Origin of the sequence: Streptomyces paludis, assembly GCF_003344965.1 — a bacterium.
GTDB classification, from domain to species: domain Bacteria; phylum Actinomycetota; class Actinomycetes; order Streptomycetales; family Streptomycetaceae; genus Streptomyces; species Streptomyces paludis.
In genome coordinates this window covers 6,107,959-6,130,887 of sequence record NZ_CP031194.1, presented here as the reverse complement: position 1 = coordinate 6,130,887, position 22,929 = coordinate 6,107,959, and the positions used below count along the sequence as shown (strand labels likewise).

The 22,929-nt window shown below is 70.9% G+C and carries 15 protein-coding genes; 3 read left to right on the top strand and 12 right to left on the bottom strand.

All coding sequences use genetic code 11. The features are described from left to right. Window positions 1-11 precede the first annotated feature (11 nt). The 3 genes from DVK44_RS27040 to DVK44_RS37335 form a co-directional block, all read right to left on the bottom strand. Window positions 12-1,115 (bottom strand): tyrosine-type recombinase/integrase, encoded by a 1,104-nt coding sequence (locus tag DVK44_RS27040; RefSeq protein ID WP_114662801.1) that lies wholly within the window; start codon window positions 1,113-1,115, stop codon window positions 12-14. A gap of 65 nt (window positions 1,116-1,180) precedes the next feature. Then, window positions 1,181-1,522 carry a tyrosine-type recombinase/integrase gene (locus tag DVK44_RS37340; RefSeq protein WP_456243365.1) on the bottom strand — a complete coding sequence of 114 codons (342 nt, stop codon included), beginning with the start codon at window positions 1,520-1,522 and terminating at the stop codon, window positions 1,181-1,183. A 204-nt stretch (window positions 1,523-1,726) separates the two neighbouring features. Continuing rightward, on the bottom strand, window positions 1,727-1,987 hold the full coding sequence (locus tag DVK44_RS37335; protein WP_228447382.1) for a hypothetical protein: 261 nt from the start codon (window positions 1,985-1,987) through the stop codon (window positions 1,727-1,729). A 23-nt stretch (window positions 1,988-2,010) separates the two neighbouring features. On the opposite strand from DVK44_RS37335, the gene DVK44_RS27030 reads away from it, so the two are divergent. Continuing rightward, entirely contained in the window at window positions 2,011-7,434 is a 5,424-nt protein-coding gene (locus DVK44_RS27030; RefSeq protein WP_114662800.1) for a sacsin N-terminal ATP-binding-like domain-containing protein, read from the top strand. Between the two features lie 937 nt (window positions 7,435-8,371). On the opposite strand, the gene DVK44_RS27025 is transcribed toward DVK44_RS27030, so the two are convergent. Both DVK44_RS27025 and DVK44_RS27020 read right to left on the bottom strand, forming a co-directional pair. Next, window positions 8,372-9,706, bottom strand: coding sequence for a class I SAM-dependent RNA methyltransferase (locus DVK44_RS27025; protein WP_114662798.1), 1,335 nt, complete (start codon window positions 9,704-9,706; stop codon window positions 8,372-8,374). Between the two features lie 163 nt (window positions 9,707-9,869). Next, complete coding sequence (locus tag DVK44_RS27020; RefSeq protein ID WP_114662796.1) at window positions 9,870-12,002, bottom strand: APC family permease; 2,133 nt, start codon at window positions 12,000-12,002, stop codon at window positions 9,870-9,872. 213 nt (window positions 12,003-12,215) lie between these two features. On the opposite strand from DVK44_RS27020, the gene DVK44_RS27015 reads away from it, so the two are divergent. Beyond that, window positions 12,216-12,884 (top strand): potassium channel family protein, encoded by a 669-nt coding sequence (locus DVK44_RS27015; protein WP_114662794.1) that lies wholly within the window; start codon window positions 12,216-12,218, stop codon window positions 12,882-12,884. Further along, a complete protein-coding gene (locus DVK44_RS27010; RefSeq protein WP_114662792.1) occupies window positions 12,884-13,558 on the top strand; it encodes a potassium channel family protein in 675 nt (224 codons plus the stop codon). Before DVK44_RS27015 ends, DVK44_RS27010 begins: the two co-directional genes overlap by 1 nt. A 131-nt stretch (window positions 13,559-13,689) precedes the next feature. Here DVK44_RS27010 and DVK44_RS27005 read toward each other — a convergent pair whose 3' ends face one another. The 7 genes from DVK44_RS27005 to kdpA all read right to left on the bottom strand — a co-directional run bounded on the left by DVK44_RS27005 (window position 13,690) and on the right by kdpA (window position 22,929). Then, window positions 13,690-14,526 (bottom strand): DUF3159 domain-containing protein, encoded by an 837-nt coding sequence (locus DVK44_RS27005; protein WP_408055362.1) that lies wholly within the window; start codon window positions 14,524-14,526, stop codon window positions 13,690-13,692. A gap of 3 nt (window positions 14,527-14,529) precedes the next feature. Further along, window positions 14,530-14,880, bottom strand: coding sequence for an OB-fold nucleic acid binding domain-containing protein (locus DVK44_RS27000; RefSeq protein WP_329821516.1), 351 nt, complete (start codon window positions 14,878-14,880; stop codon window positions 14,530-14,532). Window positions 14,881-15,010: 130 nt separating this feature from the next. Further along, window positions 15,011-15,700 carry a response regulator gene (locus DVK44_RS26995; RefSeq protein ID WP_114662786.1) on the bottom strand — a complete coding sequence of 230 codons (690 nt, stop codon included), beginning with the start codon at window positions 15,698-15,700 and terminating at the stop codon, window positions 15,011-15,013. 25 nt (window positions 15,701-15,725) lie between these two features. Beyond that, window positions 15,726-18,287 (bottom strand): sensor histidine kinase, encoded by a 2,562-nt coding sequence (locus tag DVK44_RS26990; protein ID WP_114662784.1) that lies wholly within the window; start codon window positions 18,285-18,287, stop codon window positions 15,726-15,728. A gap of 171 nt (window positions 18,288-18,458) precedes the next feature. Further along, window positions 18,459-19,127 carry a K(+)-transporting ATPase subunit C gene (gene kdpC / locus DVK44_RS26985; protein ID WP_114662782.1) on the bottom strand — a complete coding sequence of 223 codons (669 nt, stop codon included), beginning with the start codon at window positions 19,125-19,127 and terminating at the stop codon, window positions 18,459-18,461. A gap of 41 nt (window positions 19,128-19,168) precedes the next feature. Continuing rightward, on the bottom strand, window positions 19,169-21,268 hold the full coding sequence (gene kdpB, locus DVK44_RS26980; RefSeq protein ID WP_114662780.1) for a potassium-transporting ATPase subunit KdpB: 2,100 nt from the start codon (window positions 21,266-21,268) through the stop codon (window positions 19,169-19,171). After that, window positions 21,265-22,929 (bottom strand): potassium-transporting ATPase subunit KdpA, encoded by a 1,665-nt coding sequence (gene kdpA / locus DVK44_RS26975; protein WP_114662778.1) that lies wholly within the window; start codon window positions 22,927-22,929, stop codon window positions 21,265-21,267. The genes kdpB and kdpA overlap by 4 nt, the downstream gene beginning before the upstream one ends.

The following is a 22,929-nucleotide window of genomic DNA, read 5'->3' as shown; positions in this document are numbered from 1 at the left end:
GTCCTTCCTCGTCAGACGCCGGCGAACGCCGGGACCAGGGCCTTGCTCAGGGCAGTGTTCATGAAGTCGTCGCTGACGTGCGTGTAGATAGCCAGGGAGCTGTCGCACTCGTGGCCGACCTGCTGCTGGATGAACCGCCGGTCCACCCCGTCCTCGGTCAGATGCGTGACGTACGAATGGCGAAGTCCGTGCGGGGTCAACTCTTTGTGCAGCCCCAGGGCATCCCGATATGCCTCGAAGCGGTCGTTGATCGATCCGGGCTGCAGGCGGCCCCCGCGCTCGGTGATCCACAGAGCAGGCTGATCGGGGAACCCGAAGCGCGGGCGGACATTCTCGACGTAGTCGGCGACCGCCTCGACGGCCCAGTCCATCACCGACAGCACGTTCCGGCGCCGTGGCGGCTGGCCCTTCTTCGCCTTGCCGTAACGAACGTTGAGCGTGCCGTACCGGCCGAACTGCCGGGCCTGCGGGTTCCGCCCGAAGTCGACCACATCGAGCTTGGACGTCTCGGTTCGCCGAAGCCCCCACCCGTAGATGACCTTGAACAGCGTGGCGTCCCGGTAGGCGGCGAGGGCTCCCTTGCGTTTCGACTTCACGGCGCGTGCGACCTGGTCGTCGGCATAGTCGAGGAAACGCTGCAGCTCTTCCCTGGTGAACGGCCTCGCCTCCGGGTTGCCTTCGTAATCCTGCAGGTGAGGGAGGGTATTCCACTCGTGACAGATCGCCACCGGATAGGTGCCGAAGGCTTCTTCGCATGCCAGGGCCCAGCCGTACCGGGCGTCGATGAGGAGCTCGGTGAACAGCCGGACAGTGCCCTGATAGCTGCGGATCGTGGACGGCGCCAGATGCTTCTCGCTCGTCAGCGCTGCCGACCACTCGTCCAGGTGGGCCGGCGTCCACTGCCACGGGTACTCGTTCGCGAACTCAAGGAACCGGCGGATCAGCCGTTCCCTCGGGTCGATCGTCTCGTCCTTCAGCCCTCGCGATTTCTGCTGAGCCCGCCAGCCCCGCAGCATCGCGTCGAACATCGCGTCCTCAGGGCGCAGTTGGGCCACGCCGGAGACGACCTCCATACGGGCGGACCCGGCCAGGGCCGCCTTCTGCTGATGCACCACTCCCGGCCATCCCTTCTGGAGAGCAGATCATGCATCAGAAGGGATCATCTCGGCAACACCCCTGTTCAGGACGCCAGTTCGTAGGGGCCCCGGAGTCCTTCAGCTTCCCGCTGTGACCACGCGACCTGCGGTTTCACGCCCGTCAGATGCAATTCCCGAGGGTTTTTGTAACCGAGAGTGACGTTGATGTCCTGGTGGCCAGCGATCACCTGGGCAATCTGCGGCGGCAGCCCGTTGAGGATCGCATCGGTGATGAACAGCCAGCGAAAGTCGTGCGGTGTGTAGCGAAGCGGGGCCTCGGTGACGTCGGTCAGGCCCGTGTCGGTGAGGGCCTCGTCGAGCATGGTGCGAACGGTTTCATCAGTGAACGCGCCGTCCTCACCCCGGATGCGTCGTTGGAATAACAGCGGGGCCGGCTCCTGCCACGCGCGTTCGCGGCGGTCGTAGGAGCGGACCAGGGGAACGGCGCCGGTGGCCTCCCGGGCTCGGCAGATGATCGCGCTGAGGACGTCGGCGAGCTCGGGGCTGACCAGCAGCAGCCGCTCGGTGTCCGTCTTGGACGGGACGATCTGAAGGAGGGGGACAAGTTCACCGGTGGTGGGCAGCCGGTATTAGACCAGGCTGTGGTGGCTGAGTTCCAGCAGTTCCTCGATGCGGATGCCGGTGGCCCGCAGGACCTCGACTACGGCCCAGGTCCAGAAGGCTCTCTCGTCCTCGAGTCCCAGATCGCGGCGTTTTCCGGTGTTCGGGTCCTCGGCCCAGATCCTGCCCCGTTCGACGGCGGACCTAAACGTCAAGCTCAGCTCCGAGCAGCGCTCCACACGGTGGTCCTCGCGCCCCCCGATGTCAGTGCGGCGGGTTACCGTCCTCATCACGCTGAGGTGAGGGGAGAACCATGGCGAGGAACGCCCGGGCCGAGCAGCTGCGGGAGTACGGCTGGTCCGTGCTGGAGGGGGCCCGGTCGGAGCAAGTCCTGCGCATGGCACGGCAGGTGAACGCCGTGTCGTACACGAGCGCGCGGGAGTACGCCGGCCGCTCGCTCTTCGAGTTGCTGCAGAACGGCTACGACGCGCATCCGAGGGACCGCCGCGACGGACGGGTCCACGTCCTGCTGGACGAGGCGGAGGGCGAGTGGGGGACGTTGTACGTCGCCAACGGCGGCACGCCCTTCACCTGGCGGAACGTCGAGCGGGTCTGCGAGCTCGCGCAGAGCTCGAAGGAGGTCGGTGAGGGCATCGGGAACAAGGGCGTCGGGTTCCGCAGCATCTTGCTGATCAGCGACGCGCCCGAGATCTACAGCGCAGACCCCGACAGCCCGCTCGGCCCGGAATTGGACGGGTACTGCTTCCGCTTCGCGCAGAAGGTCGACGTGGAGGAGTTCCTCGCCGGTGAGGACAACGCCCACGAGGTGGCCGCCAAGTATCCGCCGCTCCAGGCGCCCCTGCCGCTGGACGATGTGCCCGCGACCTGCCGGCAGCTCGCCGCTCAGGGGTACGTAACCATCGTCCGGCTGCCCTTGCTGAGCAAGGCCGCCCGGGCCGAGGTCCGGCTGCGGATGCGCGAGCTCGCCGGGGCGAAGGTACCCGTGATGCTGTTCCTCGACCGGCTCGCTGGCCTGACGCTGGAACGGCGGGCTGCCGATGGCGAGTCGGGCGACCGCCAAGAGGCGCACGAGCGGTACGAGCTGACCCGCTCCGAGGAGCGCTTCGATGTGGAGCAGGACGGCGCCGGGCACGGATTCCCCGTCTCCTGCGCGACCGTGGACCTGGGGCCGTCCGGCACCTTTCTCGTAGCCCGGGGCACCGTGGAGAAGGAACGGCTGAACAGCACGCTCGCCAAGGCCGTGGGTTCCGGGCTCCTCGACGACACGTGGCAGGAGTGGAAGCGGTCCGCCGTCGTCGAGGTCGCGCTCCCGCTGCCCGCCCCGCGCCGACCGCGACGCGGGCAGATCTACACCTTCCTGCCGATGGGCGAGGACCAGGCCGCGCCGTTCCCGGGGCACGTGAACGCCCCGTTCTTCACCAAGTTCGACCGCACCGGGCTTCCCTCCGACAACCCCCTCAACGTGCTGCTGCTCGACGCGGTCGCCGAGACCTGTCTGGCGGCCGCCGCGGTACTGCGTACCGTGCCCGAGCCGTCGATGGGGCAGCTCGCCGTGGACCTGGTGAGCTGGGAGAGTGAGAAGGGCTCTGCGGGGCGGCTGCGCGCGGCCGCTCTGCGCGTGCACGGTAGCGAACTCGCCGACGTACCGCTCGTGCCCGTTCTCGCCGCGGACGGCGCCCCGCCGGAGGCGGGCTGGGCCCCGCCCCGGGGAGCGGTCCTGTGGCCGGACCTCGACCTGGCCGTCCTCACGGCACACCGTGCGTACGAGGCCGGGGTCGTGGTGGCGGACCCCGAGATCGGCGGCGACCGGCTGAAACGGCTGGCCACCCTGTGCAAGGCCCTCGCGTGCCCGTGGGAGCCTGGCCCGGAGCTCCTCGCCGAGTACGTGGAACGGATCGTCGGGGGCCTTCCTCTCCCCCGGTCCGGTGAGTCCCCGGAGCAGTGGAGCGCGCTGTACGAGGACCTGGCCGCCCTCTTCGAGGACGACGGGCACGTCCTGCACGGCAGGCAGTTGCTGCTCGCGGAGGACTGCACACGGCGGCACACCAACCGTCCCCTCGACAGGGCGGGTACGGGCACAAGTACCCGTACACAGGGCAAGCCGAGCGGTCAGGGTGCCCGCCGCGAGGCGTTCTTCCAGCCGGTGCGTACGGAGGCGAACCAGAGCGAGGCCCCGTCCGTCCCCGCCCTGCTCGGCAAGCGGTTGTTCTCCCTGCACCCGGGGCTGGTCTGGAAGGACCGCGGCGAGCGTACGCGCGGGCGGGCCGCCCGCGCCTTCCTCGAGCAGGAGGGACTCGTCCGGCCGTACGACACGAGGGGCCTGCTGGACCACGTACGGCAGGCGCTCAGCGCGAGCACCGATCTCCGGCTACGGCTACAGACTCTGCGGTTCGTCTTCCGGCTGTGGCAGCCGCGGCGTTCGCTGGGCGGGACGGAGATCTCCTCGCTTGGACTGTACGTACCGTCGGCGGACGGCCGACTGATCAGGGCGAGCGGCGCCGTCTTCGGCCGAGGCTGGGGCCGCGCGTCCGTCGGTGAGGACCTGGCAGCGGTGGTCGCCGGCGGGCAGGACGTGTCGAAGAGCCTTAAGGCGATCGCCGGCCGCCTCCTCGCCGGGCCCGAGGAGTTCGACAAGCGGGGCGACGAGACCACCGCTGCGGAGTGGCGGGCGTTCCTGCGGGAGGCCGGGGTGGCCGACGGGCTGGTCCCGGTCAGTTCCTCCGACGCCTTGAGCCGGGTGGACCAAGGCCGGGAGCTCAGCGATCGGCAGCTGGTCCGCATGGCGAAGGTGTCTGCCGAGGTGCAGGAGCAGTGGGAGCCGTACGTCCACTGGCCCGGTGTCTACTACCCCCGGACACCGTACCGGGGAACCCCCGCCTGGCAGCTCCCCGGCCAGGACGTCGTTGAACGCCTCGGCCAGGAGGCCCGGCTGGCGTACGCACGGCTTGTCCTGCACGGCCTGGCCAACTGGAACGACGAGAGGTTCGCCAGTGTCTGGACCAGTGCCGGCAGCCAGAACTCCCCGGACACAGAACGGGTCACGACCCCGCTCGGCGCCTTCGTCCGAGAGCAGCCGTGGCTCCCAGTGCGGGGCCGCGACCGGGCCGCCCGGTTCGTCCGGCCGGCCGACGCCTGGCACTGCCCGCCCGGGCTGGAGGAGGAGCCCTCGTACGCGCCGACCGTCGACCATCGGCTGCGCCACCTCCTGGAGCGCGGCAAGGCAGGCGACCGTCTGCGGGAGATGCGGCTGCCGACCTGGGACGACCCCCGGGACAGTGAACGTCTCATCGCCGCGCTGGGACCGCTCGCGGCGGAGGGCGCGCTGGGGGCCGAGGACCGGCCCGCCGCGCAGCGCGCCAACGAACGCGCGTGGAGGCACCTCGTACGGCGGGCCCGTCCCGCACTGCCCGCGGGCGCCAGTCTGCTCGCTGAGTCCGAGGACAGGCTGATCAGCGTTCCGCTGTCCGCCCTGGACGGCGGGGATAGCGATGGCGATGGTGATGCCGGGACCGTGCTCTACGTCAGCGGTGAACGCGACGGCCTGACGGCCCTGCTTATACGGGAGATGGCGCGCCCCCTGCTCACCCTTCCCGGTGTCTCGGCGGAGGCCGCCGAGCTGCTGGCGGCCGACCACCCCGCCACCGTCCGGCACACCGACGACCTGCTGTTCACGGTGACCGTGGACGGCGCACGGGTTAACCCCGCGGCCATGGGAGAGCCACTGGTCCAGCAGCTGCCCTGGCTCACGCTGGCCGTGGGCGTCCTCTGCGACCACCTGGCGCGCGGCCCCCGGGCGAGCGAGGCCGAGCTGAGCGAGCTGACGTCCCTGGTCCGGAGCGTATGTCTGCACCGCTACCGCTCCTGGGACATCGAGCTCGACGGCCGGCCCGTGACGTTGCCGGGCCGCCTCGGCGGGGTGCTGCCGCTGCCCGATCCGAAGCATCCGCTCGTCCTCGCCCCGGCAGGCGAGCCGAGCTGGCCCGAGACCACCCGCATCGTGGTGGCGCTCGCCGAGCTGCTGGGACGGCGCGAGTTCGGCGACCGGCTGCGCCTCGCCGCCCACCAGCTCGCCTCCCGCCACGCTGACCTGCGCGACCCGGGCCAGGAGGAGCTCGCCGACGCCCTGGAAGTCACGGTCCACCAGGTCGAGGAGACGAGTCGCCGGATCGACGGGGCCATCGGCGTGGTCCTAGAGCGCTGCCGGCCTTTCCTCGTCCACCTGCTCGGCACGGAGGCCGCGAACTCTCTGTTCCTGCCGCCGCCCGGCGACACCCGGGAGTTCCAGGCTCACCTCGAGGAGTACGCCGCCGAGCTCCCGGTCCCCGTCTCCGAGTTCATCGCCAGGGCCCGCGCGGCCCGCGGTACGGACGAACTGCGGCGCGACCTGGGCATCGGATTCGCCGAGCTGAACGACACCCTGCGCGCGATGAACCCGCCCCTGGAACCGATCAGCCACGCCGACGAGCACGAGGAGGCGCTCCGCACCTACCTGGACCTGCGCAAGAAGGAGCTCGTCAACCGGCTGCGCTGGGCGGTGCTGGAGGGCTTTGACGCGCGCCGTCCGATGCCCGACTGGCCCTCGGTCCGGGCCCTGGACTGGATCACCGCGCCGGAGGCATGGACGTACACCGTGGACATGGCCGACACGGGGAGCCTGGAGGCGCACGTGGAGGAGCAGCTGGCGCTGCGCCTGGGCCGCTCGGTGCCGTTGCCCCGGTCGGGCGACCGCCTGCCCGCCCCTGACCAGGTACGCGGCGCGAACCTCCGTACGATCACCGGCCTGGCCGCCGACCTCGCAGTCCTGGTCAGGGCTGCCGGACACCCGTTGCCCACGGCCCTGACCGGAGTCGAGCCCGCCGAGGAGGTCACCGCGCGGCTGGAAGCCGCGGGCGCGCTGGACTTCCGACCCCTGTCCCCCACCGACGTCGTCGGCTGGCTTGCGGCCCTCGGCCAGTGGCCCGACGGGATGGCGATGGCGACGGATCCCGAACGGCACGGGCTGTCCGAGGGCGACCTGGACCGGGTGCGCAACGCGGCGGGACACGAGCGCCGCGAACGGGAGCGCAAACGGCGGTCGATCTCCGTTGGCGGCCGCGACTTCGACGTGCACTCAGGCGACTTCACCGCCCTCACCCGCGAACTCGACCGGGTACTGCAGAGCGGCTCGGCGCCGGGCATCACCGCCGCCGGGCCGCTCCGCTTCACAGACCCCCGTCCCCAGACCGGGCGCACCCAGGCCAGCAGTCACACGCGCGGGCGGCGGTACGGGGGCGGCACGGACAGCGGGCTGACCACGGCCCAGCGGGAGGCCATCGGCTACGTGGGCGAGTGGTACGCGTACCAGTGGCTGTGTGCGTGCTACCCGGACCGCATGGACGAGACCAGCTGGGTGTCTGGCAACCGCCGCAAAGCCTTCCCCGGCCCGTCCGGCGACGACGGCCTCGGCTTCGACTTCCGGGTCGGCTCCGGCAGCCGGCCCTACCTGTACGAGGTGAAGGCGACCGGGGGCGAAGGCGGCCGCTTCGAGCTGGGAGAAAGCGAGGTCCGCGCGGCCCGCCAGCACGCGGGCAACGACCGCTGGCGCCTCCTGGTGGTCACCCACGCCCTCACCCCTCACAAGATGGCCATCCAGATGATCCCCAACCCCTACGGAAAGCGCGGCCGGGGCCGCTACCGCGAGGAGGGCGGGGCACTGCGCTTCTCGTACTTGCTGTGACCTTGACGCTCAACTCCAGCGCGAGATGAGTCGGGGTGAACGTCAAGTTCAACGAGCTCGTGCACGGTTGGCGGTGAGACGTCGAGCCTGGATGGTTGATCATGGTCGGGTGGTGGGGAGCTCGACGCGTGCGGTGATCATCAGCGATCGGCGGATCACGGGCCTAGGCATCACGAGCCGCTCCTCCATGTCTCTGAGCGCGGCGACGATCGAATGAGGAGAAGTAAGCCGCGCGGGAACCGGAACCACCGAGGCGTCACCCGCCGGCTTCCGGCTCCGCGAGTTGGGGTGCGATCCCTCTGCGAGGTATAGTTTCCACCCACTTGCCCGGAAGCGGACCTTCTGGATGCGTTTGCCGGGAGGTTCTAGTCCGTGCCGCTTCGCATAGTCGATGACCTTCCGCCACTCGGGGCGCTGGTCGTCATCGGCGACAGGGACCTGCCCCTCGATGAGATGCCGTTCGACCAACTCGGTCGCCTTGACTCGTCGCGCACGAGCGACCGGCCGTTCGGCGTAGGGCACGGAGCTACGCCTGCGCCCAGCATGTCCGCCGGATGCCGTCTGGTCGCCCCCTTTAGCCGGCGTCAACCCCTCAGGTGGTAGAGGCCGTCCCCGGAGACCTCCACAAGCGCTTCCCTGCCACTCCGACTGACCCCCTAACAACCCTCGATCACGCAAGACATAAGCCGACCGCCAATCCCCCGGCGTCCAGGCTGCGGCACAAGTGATCATCAGGAACCAGCAGCTCCGCGCAGAACGCCGCCTACCCTCGGCACCCCATCGATATACGCCACCCGGCGGGGCCTGGCCTGCCCAACAGTTCACCTGATGCCCCATCAGAACGAGCGTCAAATGAGCGTCACGAGCGTCATTTCAGCGTCAAGATATCGCCCGTAACGCCCACACCGCACATAATGCGCACGCACGGAACCGCAGGTCAGGCGCCCTTTGCGACCGGTTCAAGGATGGCAACGCACTCCACGTGGTGCGTCATCGGGAAGAGGTCGAAGGCCCGCAGGGTGCGGGGCTTGTAGCCGCCCTCGCGGAAGTAGGCCAGGTCGCGGGCGAGGGCCGCCGGGTCGCAGGCGACGTAGGCGATGCGGCGGGCGCCCAGGGTGGTGAGGTGTTTGACGGTCTGCTTGCCGGCGCCGGCGCGCGGGGGGTCGAGGACGATCAGGTCGGTCTCGGTGATGCGGGTGCGCGGCAGGACCTGGTCGACCTTGCCCTGTTCGATACGGACCCGGGGCAGCGCCTGGAGGTTGTGGCGGGCGTCCTCGACGGCGCGCTTGCCGGACTCGATGCCGAGCACCGCGCCGGTGTCGCCGACGCGCTCCGCGATCGCGCCCGCGAAGAGGCCGACTCCGCAGTACAGGTCGAGCGCGGTCTCGCCCTTGCGCGGCATCAGGCCCTGCATGACGGCCTCGACCAGCAGCTGGGGCGCGCTCGGGTGGACCTGCCAGAAGCCGCCCATGCCGACGCGGTACGTACGGCCGTCGGCGCGCTCGCGGACGAAGGCGCGGCCGTGGACCCGGTGCACTCCCCCGTCCTGCTCCGCGACGCGCAGTACGGAGACCGGCTTGTCCAGTTCGACCAGCGGCAGCCGGCCGCCCTCGCGCGGGGTGAGGATGACCTGCCGGTCGCCCGAGCCCGACGCCGCGATTGCCTCGACGGAGGCGATCTGCGGCCACTCGCGCCGCTCGATGCCCAGCTCGCTGACGCCCTCCGCGGCGATCATGCAGTGGTCGACCGGCTCGACCTCGTGCGAGCGGTGCCTGCGCAGCCCGGCGCGGCCGTTCTCGTCGACCGCGTACTGCACGCGCGAGCGCCACGCGGGCACCTCGCCCGCGGGCAGCTTGTCGCCGGGGGCGGGCATGACCGTACCGTCCCAGCCCGCCTCCTCCGGGGTGAGACCCGCGAGCCGCTGGAGCTGTTCGGTGATCACCTCGCCCTTGAGGCGCCGCTGCGCGCCGGGCTTGGCGTGCTGCCAGTCGCAGCCGCCGCACCGGCCGGGGCCCGCGTACGGGCACGGCGCCTCGACGCGGTCCTTGGACGCGTCGATGACCTTGACCGCGTCGGCGCGGAGGTAGCGGGAGTCCGCCTCGCCCTCCGTCACCCGGGCGAGGACCTTCTCACCGGGCAGCGCGTGCCGTACGAAGAGCACCCGGCCGTCGTCGGTACGGGCGACGCAGTGACCGCCGTGTGCCACGGGGCCCACCTCGACCTCGTACTCCTCCCCGATCAGCGAAGCCTGCGATGGTGTCGGTGTCGACATGAGGGGGATGCTCCAAGAATCAAGGGAAGGCGGGGGCGAGAGCGGTGCGGAGGTGCGGCGGGGCTCTCGCGGGGAGTGTGGCCCGCGACCCGTACCGCGCCGCCGGACCGCAGCAGCCCACCAGTCTACGTGCGCGCCGGCGCCCCGCCCGCCACGCGTGCCCTCACTCCCCGTCGGCCGGCTTCTTGGGCCGCGCCGTGCCGCCCGTGCCGCCCGCGCCACCGCCCGCCGTGCCGCCCGCACCACCGCCCGTACGGCCGCCGCCCGCCGGACGGCCGCCGTCCACCAGACCGCGCCGTACCGCCCCCGGCGCCTGGTACACCGAGCGCCGCTTCGCGCGCTGCTTCGCCAGCTCGGACGACTCCAGCTGGTACGGCACGGAGGTGACCATGACACCCGGGGTGAAGAGCAGCCGGCCCTTCAGCCGCAGGGCGCTCTGGTTGTGCAGCAGATGCTCGTACCAGCGGCCGACCACGTACTCCGGGATGTAGACGCTGATCGCGTCGCGCGGATTCTCGCTGCGCAGCCCCCGTACGTACTCGATCACCGGTCGGGTGATCTCGCGGTACGGCGAGTCGAGGATCTTCAGCGGCACATTGATGCCCCGCCGCTCCCACTCCTCCTTGAGCGCCTTCGTCTCCGCCGCGTCCACATTGATGGAGAGCGCCTCCAGGGTGTCCGAGCGCATGAGTTTCGCGTAACCCAGCGCGCGCAGCGTGGGCTTGTGGACCTTCGAGACGAGGACGATGGAGTGCACGCGGGACGGCCGGACCGCGTCGTCGGAGGGGCCCTCGGCCGCCGCGATCTCGGCGGCGACCCGGTCGTAGTGCCGGCGGATCGCGGTCATCGTGCCGTAGAAGATCACCATGCCGAGCAGCGCGACCCACGCGCCGTGGGTGAACTTGGTGGCGAGGACGACGATCAGCACCAGCCCGGTGAAGAACGCGCCGAAGGTGTTGATCGCCCGGGAGCGCACCATGTGACGGCGCTTGGCGGCGTTGCGCTCGGTCCGCAGATGGCGGTTCCAGTGCCGGACCATGCCGGTCTGGCTGAGCGTGAAGGAGACGAAGACACCGACGATGTAGAGCTGGATCAGCCGCGTGGAGTCCGCCCCGTACACCCCGACCAGCAGCGCGGCGGCCCCGGCGAGCAGGACGATGCCGTTGGAGAAGGCGAGCCGGTCGCCGCGCGTGTGGAGCTGGCGCGGCAGATAGCGGTCCTGCGCGAGGATCGAGCCGAGCAGCGGGAAGCCGTTGTACGCGGTGTTCGCGGCCAGGAAGAGGACGAGCGCGGTGGCGGCGGCGAGAAGGACGAAGAAGAACGTCCCGCTGCCGAAGACTGCGGCGGCGACCTGGGAGATCACCGGGTTCTGGACATAGTCCGCGCCGACCGGCGCGCCGTTGTGGATCAGATCCGTGCCCGGGTTCTCGGCCATCTTCACATCGGTGGCCATGGCCAGCCCGATGATGCCGCAGAACATGGTGACGGCGAGCACGCCCATCAGCGCGAGCGTCGACGCCGCGTTCTTGCTCTTGGGCTTGCGGAAGGCCGGCACCCCGTTGCTGATCGCCTCGACCCCGGTCAGCGCGGCGCAGCCGGAGGAGAACGCCCGCAGCAGCAGGAAGACGAGGGCGAAGCCGGCCAGCCCCTGGTGCTCCGGCTTGATCTGGTAGTCGGCGGTCGGGGCCCGCATGGAGTCACCGAGCACCAGCCCGCGGAAGGCGCCCCAGGCGATCATGACGAAGACGCCGCCGACGAACACATACGTGGGGATCGCGAAGAGCTTGCCCGACTCCCGTACGCCGCGCAGATTCATCAGCGTGAGCAGCACGATGATCCCGATGGCGACGAGGACCTTGTGCTCCACGACGAACGGGATCGCCGAGCCGAGGTTCTCCACCCCGGAGGAGATCGACACGGCCACGGTCAGCACGTAGTCGACGAGCAGCGCGCTGGCGACGGTCAGCCCGGCCTTCGGCCCGAGGTTGGTGGTCGCCACCTCGTAGTCGCCGCCGCCGCTCGGATAGGCGTGCACGTTCTGCCGGTACGACGCGACGACGGTGAACATCAGGACGACGACGGCCAGCGCGATCCACGGGCTGAAGTGGTACGCCGACACACCCGCGATGGAGAGCACGAGCAGGACCTCGCCCGGCGCGTACGCCACCGAGGAGAGCGGGTCGGAGGCGAAGACGGGCAGCGCGATGCGTTTGGGAAGAAGGGTCTCCCCGAGCCTGTCGCTACGCAGCGCCCGCCCGATCAGGATGCGTTTGGGCACGTCGGTCAGTTTGGACACGGAAGGGATCGTATGCGTTCGAACGACCACGTGTGCGCCCACCACCCCATCCCGTGCGGACGGGGATGACGGCATCGTGAGCGGCGCGGCTTAAGCTCGTTCCGAAGGGCTGCCGTACGTGGCATCCCGCTGGGTACCCGGCAGGTCGAGAAAGAAGAGTGAACAGGGTGTTTTCGCAGGTCATCGAGGCGACCAGGACTGCGGGGTAGCGACGTGCACATCGTCATCATGGGCTGCGGCCGGGTCGGTGCCGCGCTCGCGCAGAACCTGGAACAACAGGGACACACCGTCGCCGTCATCGACCAGGACCCCACCGCGTTCCGCCGGCTCGGCTCGGGGTTCGGCGGTCGCCGGGTCAGCGGGGTCGGCTTCGACCAGGACACCCTGCGCGAGGCGGGGATCGAGGACGCCGGCGCGTTCGCCGCGGTGAGCAGCGGCGACAACTCGAACATCATCGCCGCCAGGGTGGCCCGCGAGATGTTCGGCATAGAGAACGTCGCGGCGCGGATCTACGACCCGAAGCGCGCCGAGGTCTATCAGCGCCTCGGCATCCCGACCGTGGCCACGGTCCGCTGGACCGCCGACCAGATGATGCGCCGGCTGCTGCCGTCCGGCGCCGAGCCGCTGTGGCGCGACCCCAGCGGCGGGGTGCAGCTCGCCGAGGTGCACACGTCGGAGAGCTGGATCGGCCACAAGATCAGCAGGCTCCAGGAGGAGACCGGCGTCCGTGTCGCGTTTCTCACCCGGCTGGGCGAGGCGATGCTGCCGACCTCCCAGACGGTCCTTCAGGAGGGCGATCTCGTCCACGTGATGATGCGTACGGACGACATCGGGAAGGTCGAGGCGGCCTTCGCCGAGGGCCCGGACGGAGGCGGGAACTGATGCGCGTCGCGATTGCCGGAGCCGGCGCGGTGGGCCGTTCCATCGCGGGTGAGCTGCTGGAGAACGGGCACGAGATCCTCTTGATCGACAAGGCGCCGAGCGCCATCTCGGTCGAGCGGGTGCCGCTCGCGGAGTGGCTGCTCGCCGACGCCTGCGAGATCACGTCGCTGGACGAGGCGGCGCTCCAGCGCTGCAATGTCGTGATCGCCGCGACGGGCGACGACAAGGTCAATCTGGTCGTCTCGCTGCTCGCGAAGACGGAGTACGGCGTGCCGCGCGTGGTCGCCCGGGTCAACAACCCCAAGAACGAGTGGCTGTTCAACGAGTCATGGGGCGTCGATGTCGCGGTCTCCACACCGCGGCTGATGTCGGCGCTGGTCGAGGAGGCGGTGAGCGTCGGTGATCTCGTACGGCTGCTGCGCTTCAGCCACGGCGACGCCAACCTGGTGGAGCTGACGCTGCCTCCGGAGTCGGCCGTGACCGGTACTCAGGTCGGTGATGTGTCCTGGCCGGAGGACACGTCCCTGGTCACCATCATCCGGGGGACGCGGGTGCTGACGCCGCATCCGGAGGAGACCCTGGAGGCGGGCGACGAGCTGCTCTTCGTGGCGGCGCAGGCGCGCGAGGAGCAGTTGGAGGACCTGCTGTCGGTCCGGCACCCCGAGACCCCCTGACCGGGTACGTACGGAAACCGGGTACGCGCAGAACGGGAGAACGGGACAGCCCGTCCGGCGGAGGCGATCACCTCCCGGACGGGCTGTCCCGTTCTGTACGTACCGTGCTGTACGTGTCACACGCCGGCGGCCTAACGCCGGTGCCGCGCGCGCTCCCCGGTCCCGTTGCCGGTGCCGGTGCCGGGATCCGTCCCCGTCCCGGCCGTCGCGGCTGCCGCCGCCAGGCGGTCCTTCTCGGCCTGCTCCTCGGCCCGCTCCTCCGCCTCCATCTCCGCGAAGACATCGATCGGCGGGGGCGCCTTCGCCAGGAAGACCCAGGTCAGATAGACCGCGAGCAGGAAGGGTGGGATCTTCAGCGCGATCAGCACCCAGCCGAACTGCGCGGTGTCCGCCCACCAGTACAGCGGGAAGAGGATCGCGCACTTGGCGAGCAGGATCAGCCCCCAGGCCCAACTGGCCTTGGCGTACGCCTTCTTGCGGCCCGGGTTACGGGTGCGCCAGGAGAGGTTCTCCTTGAAGACCGGGCCGAGGATCAGCCCGATCAGCGGCACGCCCGCCAGGGTGGTGATGATGTAGGCGAGCGCCAGCCCCAGCGTGTAGAGCATGCCCGGGAGGTAGAAGTCCTTGGCGTTGCCGGTCATCATCGCGAAGACGACACCGAAGGCGACGCCGAAGACCCCGCTGAACGCGTGCTTGACGGTGTCGCGGCGGATCAGCCGCACCACGACCAGCAGCAGCGAGACGGCCAGGGCGGCGATCGCCGAGGTGTGCAGGTCCTTGTTGACCGTGAAGATCGTGACGAAGAGCAGCCCCGGCAGGACTGTCTCCACCATGCCGCGCACACCGCCGAACGCCTCGAAGAGCGCCGCCTCGGTGACGGCTTTCACGTCACTCTCCGAGGTCGGCGCGCCCGGGGTACGGGGGGCGGTGGAATCTGTTGAGGCGGCGGGCTCGTCGGGTGACGTCACCGGCTACTCCTGTCCGAGCGGTCGGAGTTCGTATTTGGGATTGAACAGCACCCGCCGGCCGTGGCTCAGGGAGATCCGGCCGGAGGCGATCAGCTTGCGGCCCGGCTCTATGCCCACGATGGAGCGCCGGCCCAGCCACACCACGTCCAGCGGCGCGGTGCCGTCGAACAGCTCCGCCTCCAGCGCGGGCACTCCGGCCCGTGGACGCAGGGTGACCGTCCGCAACGTACCAGCCACCCGGACTATCTGGCGGTCGTCGCACTCCGAGATACGGGTGCAGCCCGACGCCTGGGCGTCCTCCCGCAGCTCCTCCGACTCCAGATCCTCCTGGGAGCTGGACAGCCGGTCGAGCATCCGGCGGAGGCGGCCGGTCGGCTTCTCAGCACTCATACCCATGAGCGTACCGGGGTACGGAGGCGCCCGTACCGGGGTACGGAGCCCGCCGGTCCGCCCCCGGCCCGGTCATACCGCTGATACGGCCGCGTCAGCGCTCGAAGCGGTATCCCATCCCCGGTTCGGTGACGAAGTGGCGGGGGTGCGAGGGATCCGTCTCCAGCTTCCGCCTGAGCTGTGCCATGTAGACCCGCAGATAGTTGGTCTCGGTGCCGTACGAGGGCCCCCAGACCTCCTGGAGGAGCTGTTTCTGACTGACCAGGCGCCCGGTGTTCCGTACGAGCACCTCCAGCAGGTGCCACTCGGTGGGGGTGAGGCGTACGTCCCGGCCCGCGCGGTGGACCTTCTTGGCGGCGAGATCGACGGTGAACCCCTCGGTCTCGACCAGCGCCGCGCTCTCGTCGCCGTCCCCGCCGACCGGCTCGGCCCGCCGGACCGCCGCGCGCAGCCTGGCCAGCAGCTCGTCCATGCCGAACGGCTTGGTGACGTAGTCGTCGGCGCCCGCGTCCAGCGCCTCGACCTTCTCGTCCGAGGTGTGCCGGGCGGAGAGCACCAGGATGGGGACCCGGGTCCAGCCGCGCAGGCCCTTGATGACCTCGACGCCGTCCATGTCCGGCAGGCCGAGGTCGAGGACGACGACATCGGGGTGGCGGGTGGCCGCCAGCTCCAGCGCGCTCGCCCCGTCGGAGGCCGCCTCCACCTCGTACTTCCGCGCCCGCAGGTTGATCACGAGGGCGCGTACGATCTGTGGCTCGTCGTCGACCACGAGCACCCGGGTCATAGGGTCCGCCTTTCTGCTGCCCCGGTCATGGGCTGACCCGGGCGGATGATTCGGGGCCGGGGCCTGTCCCGGCACCGGCCGGCGCGCGTCCTGAGGCCGCCCGGAGGTTGAGCACCATGGTCAGCCCGCCGCCGGGGGTGTCCTCGGCGGCGAGCGTGCCGCCCATCGCGTCCACGAAGCCGCGCGCGACCGCGAGCCCGAGGCCGACGCCCGCGCCGCGCGGCGCGTCTCCGTGGCGCTGGAACGGTTCAAAGATCCGGTCCTTGGCCTCGTCGGGCACGCCGGGGCCGCGGTCCACGACCCGTACCTCCACCCGGGCGCCGAGCGCGCTCGCGGCGACGGTGACGGGCCGGCCGCCGGGGCTGTACTTGACGGCGTTCTCGACGATGTTGGCGACCGCGCGCTCCAGCAGCCCCGGGTCGACCGCCACCATGGGCAGCGACTCGGGGATGTCCAGCTCCACGCTCTGCTCCGGTACGCCGCCGAGCGCCATCGGCACCACCTCGTCGAGGTCGATCTCGCGCATCAGCGGGGCGACGGTGCCGGTCTGGAGCCGGGACATGTCGAGCAGATTGCCCACCAGGTGGTCGAGGCGGTCGGCGCCGTGCTCGATGCCTTCGAGCAGCTCGGCCCGGTCCTCCTCGGACCACTCGACGTCGTCGGAGCGGAGCGAGGTGACCGCGGCCTTGATGCCGGCCAGCGGGGTCCGCAGATCGTGGCTGACGGCCGCGAGCAGGGCGGTACGGATGCGGTTGCCCTCGGCGAGCGCCCTGGCCTGCTCCGCCTCGCCGACCAGCCGCTGCCGGTCGAGGACGACGGCGGCCTGGGCGGCGAAGGCGGCGAGCACCCGGCGGTCCTCGGCGGGCAGCACCCGGCCGGAGAGCGCCAGCGCCATGTGGTCCCCGACCGGCATGTCCACGTCGGCGGCCTCGGGCCGGTCGACGGGCTGCGGCCCGACACTGCCCGCGCAGGTCCACGGGTCGACCTCGCTCACCCGCTCCAGCAGCGCCACCGACTCCATCGCGAAGGTCTCCCGCACCCGCTCCAGCAGCGCGTCCAGCGCGGTCTCGCCGCGCAGCACGCTGCCCGCCAGGAAGGAGAGGATCTCGGACTCGGCGCGCAGCCGGGACGCCTGGTGGGTACGGCGGGCCGCCAGATCGACCACGGACGCCACGGAGACGGCCACCGCGAAGAAGATGACGATGGCGACCAGGTTCCTGGGGTCCTGGACGGTCAGGGTGTGCGTCGGCGGGGTGAAGTAGAAGTTGAGCAGCAGCGAGCCGACGGCGGCCGAGGCCAGCGCCGGCCGCAGCCCGCCGAGCAGCGCGGCGAGCACGGTCAGGAAGAGGAAGAGCAGGACGTCGTTGGCCAGCCCCAGGGTGTTGTGCAGCTCCGCCAGCACCAGCGACAGCAGTACGGGCGCGACGACCCCCGCCAGCCACCCCGAGATGATCCGCGAGCGGCCCAGCCTGACCCCGCGCGCCACCGGCAGCCCGCGCCCCTTGGCGGCCTCCTCGTGGGTGACGATGTGGACGTCGAGGTCGGGCCCCGACTCTCGGGCGACGGTGACGCCGACGCCGGGGCCGAAGATGTACTGCCAGGTCTTGCGCCGGCTGGAACCCAGCACGATCTGGGTGGCGTTGACCCCGCGCGCGAACTCCAGCAGCGCGGACGGGATGTCGTCGCCGATGACATGGTGGAAGGTGCCGCCCAGGTCCTCGACCAGCTTCCGCTGGACCGCGATCTCCTTGGGCGAGGCGGCCGTGAGACCGTCGCTCCTGGCTATGTAGACGGCGAGGATCTCGCTGCCGGAGCCCTTGGCGGCCATCCTGGCGGCGCGGCGGATGAGCGTACGCCCCTCGGGGCCGCCGGTGAGGCCGACGACTATCCGCTCCCGGGCCTGCCAGGTGGTGCGGATGTTGTGCTCGCCGCGGTACTGCTGGAGGTACTCGTCCACCCGGTCCGCGACCCAGAGCAGCGCCAGCTCGCGCAGCGCGGTCAGGTTGCCGGGGCGGAAGTAGTGCGAGAGCGCGGCGTCGACCTTGTCGGGCTTGTAGACGTTGCCGTGCGCCATCCGGCGGCGCAGCGCCTGGGGCGACATGTCGACCAGCTCGATCTGGTCGGCGCGCCGGACCATCTCGTCGGGGACGGTCTCCCGCTGCCGTACGCCCGTTATCGACTCGACGACATCGCCGAGTGACTCCAGGTGCTGGATGTTGACGGTGGAGACGACCTCGATACCGGCCTTGAGCAGCTCCTCCACGTCCTGCCAGCGCTTGGCGTTGCGGGAGCCCGGCACGTTGGTGTGGGCCAGCTCGTCCACCAGGGCGACGGCGGGGCGGCGTTCCAGTACGGCGTCGACGTCCATCTCGGTGAGGCGGGCCCCCCGGTACTCCAGCTCGCGCCGGGGGATCTGCTCCAGGCCGTGCAGCATCGTCTCCGTACGGGGCCGGTCGTGGTGCTCGACGAAGCCGACGACGCAGTCCGTGCCGCGCTCCAGGCGGCGGTGCGCCTCCGAGAGCATGGCGTAGGTCTTGCCGACGCCCGGTGCCGCGCCCAGGTAGATCCGAAGCTTGCCGCGTCCCATGGCTCCATTGTCTTCCAGAAGAGCCACCGCGCCCGACGCGTCGACTTGTCCCGAAACTACAGCCGGGAAGGGCGACAAACGGGACGCCGGTGGACTTCCGGCCCGGTCTTGACGGGATTCTGATGGCGCGATGACGGCAGTACGTGACGGCAGAGGTGCGTTCGTACGGGCCTAGGGCCGGCGCCCCACCAGTTCGCGCAGCGCCGAGTTGAGCGCGAGCACATTGACCCGCGGCTCCCCCACGAAGCCGAGCACCCGCCCCTGGGTGTGCCGCTCGACCAGCTTCGTCACCTCCCCTACGGGGAGGTGACGGCGTTCCGCGACCCGGCGGACCTGGAGCCGGGCGTACGCGGGCGAGATGTCCGGGTCGAGCCCCGAGCCCGAGGAGGTGACCGCGTCGGGGGGCACATCGGGGGGCCTGACCGGATGGCCCGGGACGGAGTTGTCCCTGACGACGGCCGCCCTGGCCGCCTCCACCGACGCGATCAGCCTGGCGTTGTCCCCGGCGAGGTTCGTCGCCCCGGAGACGAGCAGCCGGTACTGGGTGTTGAGGGTGTTGCCGGAGAGGCCGCCGGAGGGGCGCGGCTGGAACCAGCCGAGATCGGGCTCCGCCGCGCGCCCCGGCTCGGACGGCCGGTCGTAGCGCTGGCCGATGAGCGACGAGCCGATGACCCGGCCGGACTCGCTGGCCTCGGAGCCGTTCGCCCGATGGGGGAAGAGCCCCTGGGCCAGGCCGGTGACGGCCAGCGGATAGAGCACCCCGCACAGGACGGTGAGGACGAGGAGGGCACGCAGAGCGGCACCGAGGATCCGGGCGGTGTTGCCCGCCGGGCGGTTCATGGCGGACAGGGAGGACAGAGGAGACACAGCGGACACACCGTTCACCCGATGCCGGGGATGAGGGAGAGGAGCAGATCGATGAGCTTGATGCCGAGGAAGGGGGCGATCAGACCGCCGAGGCCGTACACCCCGAGATTCCGCCGGAGCATCCGGTCGGCGCTCATCGGCCGGTAGCGCACCCCGCGCAGGGCGAGGGGGACGAGCGCCACGATGATCAGCGCGTTGAAGACGACCGCGGAGAGGATCGCGGACTCCGGCGAGGAGAGCCGCATGATGTTGAGCCGGTCGAGACCCGGGTACACGACGGCGAACATGGCGGGGATGATCGCGAAGTACTTCGCGACATCGTTCGCGACGGAGAAGGTCGTCAGCGCACCCCTGGTGATGAGCAGTTGCTTGCCGATGCCGACGATCTCGATGAGCTTGGTCGGGTCGGAGTCCAGGTCGACCATGTTCCCGGCCTCCTTGGCCGCCGAGGTGCCGGTGTTCATGGCCACCCCGACGTCCGCCTGGGCCAGCGCCGGGGCGTCGTTCGTCCCGTCGCCGGTCATCGCGACCAGCTTGCCGCCCGCCTGTTCGCCCCTGATCAGGGCCATCTTGTCCTCGGGGGTGGCCTCGGCGAGGAAGTCGTCCACACCGGCCTCCTCCGCGATCGCCTTGGCGGTCAGCGGGTTGTCGCCGGTGATCATGACGGTCCTGATGCCCATCCGGCGCAGCTCGTCGAACCGCTCCCGCATACCGTCCTTGACCACGTCCTTGAGGTGGACGACGCCCAGCACCCGGGCGCCCCGGTCGTCCTCGACGGCGACCAGCAGAGGGGTGCCGCCCGCCTGCGCGATGGCGTCGGTGAGCCGGCCGGCGTCCGGGGAGGTCCCCCCGCCGCGCTCGGCCACCCAGGCGGCGACCGAACCGGCCGCGCCCTTGCGGATCCGGCGGCGGGCGCCCTCCTCCGCGATGTCGACGCCCGACATCCGGGTCTGCGCGGTGAAGGCGACCCAGTCGGCCGCGGCCAGCTCGCCCCGGTGGCGCTCGCGCAGTCCGTACCGCTCCTTGGCGAGGACGACGACGGAGCGGCCCTCGGGGGTCTCGTCGGCGAGCGAGGAGAGCTGGGCCGCGTCGGCCAGTTCGGCCTCGGTCACGCCCCCGACCGGGAGGAACTCGGCGGCCTGCCGGTTGCCGAGGGTGATGGTGCCGGTCTTGTCGAGCAGCAGGGTCGACACATCGCCCGCGGCCTCGACGGCGCGCCCCGACATGGCGAGGACATTGCGCTGGACCAGCCGGTCCATACCGGCGATGCCGATCGCGGAGAGCAGGGCGCCGATGGTGGTCGGGATCAGACAGACCAGCAGGGCGATCAGCACGATCACCGTCTGCGGGCGGCCCGCGTACCCGGCGAACGGCTGGAGGGTGACCACGGCGAGCAGGAAGATGACGGTGAGGGACGCGAGCAGGATGTTGAGCGCGATCTCGTTGGGCGTCTTCTGCCGGGCCGCGCCCTCGACCAGCGCGATCATACGGTCGATGAAGGTCTCGCCGGGGCGGGTGGTGATCCTGACGACGATCCGGTCGGAGAGGACCTTCGTACCGCCGGTGACGGCCGAGCGGTCGCCGCCCGACTCCCGGACGACGGGCGCCGATTCGCCGGTGATGGCCGATTCGTCGACGGAGGCCACGCCCTCGGCCACATCTCCGTCGCCGGGGATGATGTCGCCCGCCTCGCAGACGACCAGGTCGCCCACGCGCAGCTCCGTACCGGGGACCGGCTCCTCGGTCCCGCCGGTGATCCGGCGCGCGACCGTACCGGTCCTGGTCCGGCGCAGGGTGTCGGCCTGCGCCTTGCCCCGGCCCTCGGCGACCGCCTCGGCGAGGTTGGCGAAGACGGTGGTGAGCCAGAGCCATCCGGCGACGGCCCAGCCGAACCAGTCGCCGGGATCGAGTGCGGCGAAGACCGTGCTGAGGACGGATCCGACGAGGACCACGAACATCACGGGCGCCTTGATCATCACCCGGGGGTCGAGCTTCCGCAGGGCGTCGGGGAGGGCCGCGACCAGCTGCGCGGGGGTGAAGAGTCCCCCGCCGGTCCGTCCGCCGGCTTTCGCGGTCCGTGCAGTTCCGCCGGATTTCCCGGTCCGTGTCGTCATGACGCCAGCCCCTCGGCCAGTGGGCCCAGCGCCAGGGCCGGGAAGTAGGTGAGTCCGGAGACGATCAGGACGGTCGCGATCAGCACTCCGGCGAAGAGCGGTTGGTGGGTACGGAGCGTCCCCGCGCTCTCCGGTACGGGCCGCTGCCCGGCCAGCGAGCCGGCCAGCGCGAGGACGAACACCATGGGGACGAAGCGGCCCAGCAGCATGACCAGACCGAGGGTGGTGTTGAACCACGGGGTGTTCGCGTCGAGGCCCGCGAAGGCGGAGCCGTTGTTGTTGGCGCCCGAGGAGTACGCATACAGGATCTCGGTGAAACCGTGCGGCCCCGGGTTGGCGAGGGAGTGGTCCGGTGTGGGCAGTGCCAGGGCCACGGCGGTGAAGCCGAGCACCAGCGCCGGGGTGACGAGCAGGTAGCACGCGGCGAGCTTGATCTCGCGGGTGCCGATCTTCTTGCCCAGGTACTCGGGTGTACGGCCGACCATCAGCCCGGCGAGGAAGACCGCGACGACCGCCATGATCAGCATGCCGTAGAGCCCGGAGCCGACCCCGCCGGGCGCGATCTCGCCGAGCTGGATGCCCAGCAGCGCGATCCCGCCGCCCAGCCCGGTGTACGAGGAGAGCGCGGAGTTGACCGCGCCGGTCGAGGTCAGGGTGGAGGCGGCGTCGAAGAGCGTCGAGCCGGCGATCCCGAAGCGGGTCTCCTTGCCCTCCATGGCCCCGCCCGCGACGTCGAACGCCGGACCGCCGTGGTGGAACTCCGCCCACGTCATCAGCGCGGTGAAGCCGAGCCAGATGGCCGCCATCGCGGCGAGGAGCGCGTACCCCTGCCGGACGCTGCCCACCATCCTGCCGAAGGTGCGGGTCAGCGCGGTCGGGACGAGCAGGATGAGGAAGACCTCGAAGAGGTTCGAGAGCGGGCCGGGGTTCTCGAAGGGGTGGGCGGAGTTGGCGTTGTAGTAGCCGCCGCCGTTGGTGCCCAGCTCCTTGATGGCCTCCTGCGAGGCGACGGCGCCGCCGCTCCACTGCTGGAAGCCGCCCGTGAACTGCCCGACCTCATGGACGCCGGCGAAGTTCTGGATGACGCCGCACGCGACGAGGACGAGCGCGCCGACGACGGAGAGCGGCAGCAGGACCCGGACCGTGCCGCGCACCAGATCCGCCCAGAAGTTGCCCAGTTCGCCGGTACGGGACCGGGCGAAGCCCCGTACGAGGGCCACGGCGACGGCCATCCCGACGGCGGCCGAGAGGAAGTTCTGCACGGCGAGCCCGCCGGTCTGGAGGAGCGGCCCCATGGCCTGCTCGCCCGCGTACGACTGCCAGTTGGTGTTGGAGACGAAGGAGGCGGCCGTGTTGAACGCCTGGCCCGGCGGGATCGGGGCGAAGCCGAGCGAGCCGGGCAGCACGCCCTGCGCCCGCTGGAGCGCGTACAGGAAGAGGACGCTCACCAGCGAGAAGCCGAGCAGCGCGCGGAGGTACGCGGGCCAGCGCATCTCGGTCTCGGGGCGGGCGCCGATGGCCCGGTAGATCCACTTCTCCGCCCGGAGATGCCGGGGCGAGGCGTAGACACCGGCCAGGTGGTCGCCGAGCGGACGGTACGCCAGGCCCAGCGCGACGGTCAGCGCGAGCAGCTGGAGCACGCCCGAGAGGACGGGGCCCAT

Bases quoted from the DNA above. Each gene is read 5' to 3' on its own strand.
- DVK44_RS37335 (WP_228447382.1), bottom strand. From the start codon at position 1,987: ATGAGGACGGTAACCCGCCGCACTGACATCGGGGGGCGCGAGGACCAC.
- DVK44_RS27030 (WP_114662800.1), top strand. From the start codon at position 2,011: ATGGCGAGGAACGCCCGGGCCGAGCAGCTGCGGGAGTACGGCTGGTCC.
- DVK44_RS27025 (WP_114662798.1), bottom strand. From the start codon at position 9,706: ATGTCGACACCGACACCATCGCAGGCTTCGCTGATCGGGGAGGAGTAC.
- DVK44_RS27010 (WP_114662792.1), top strand. From the start codon at position 12,884: ATGCGCGTCGCGATTGCCGGAGCCGGCGCGGTGGGCCGTTCCATCGCG.
- DVK44_RS27000 (WP_329821516.1), bottom strand. From the start codon at position 14,880: ATGCTCGACCGGCTGTCCAGCTCCCAGGAGGATCTGGAGTCGGAGGAG.
- DVK44_RS26995 (WP_114662786.1), bottom strand. From the start codon at position 15,700: ATGACCCGGGTGCTCGTGGTCGACGACGAGCCACAGATCGTACGCGCC.
- DVK44_RS26990 (WP_114662784.1), bottom strand. From the start codon at position 18,287: ATGGGACGCGGCAAGCTTCGGATCTACCTGGGCGCGGCACCGGGCGTC.
- kdpC (WP_114662782.1), bottom strand. From the start codon at position 19,127: ATGAACCGCCCGGCGGGCAACACCGCCCGGATCCTCGGTGCCGCTCTG.
- kdpB (WP_114662780.1), bottom strand. From the start codon at position 21,268: ATGACGACACGGACCGGGAAATCCGGCGGAACTGCACGGACCGCGAAA.
- kdpA (WP_114662778.1), bottom strand. From the start codon at position 22,929: ATGGGCCCCGTCCTCTCGGGCGTGCTCCAGCTGCTCGCGCTGACCGTC.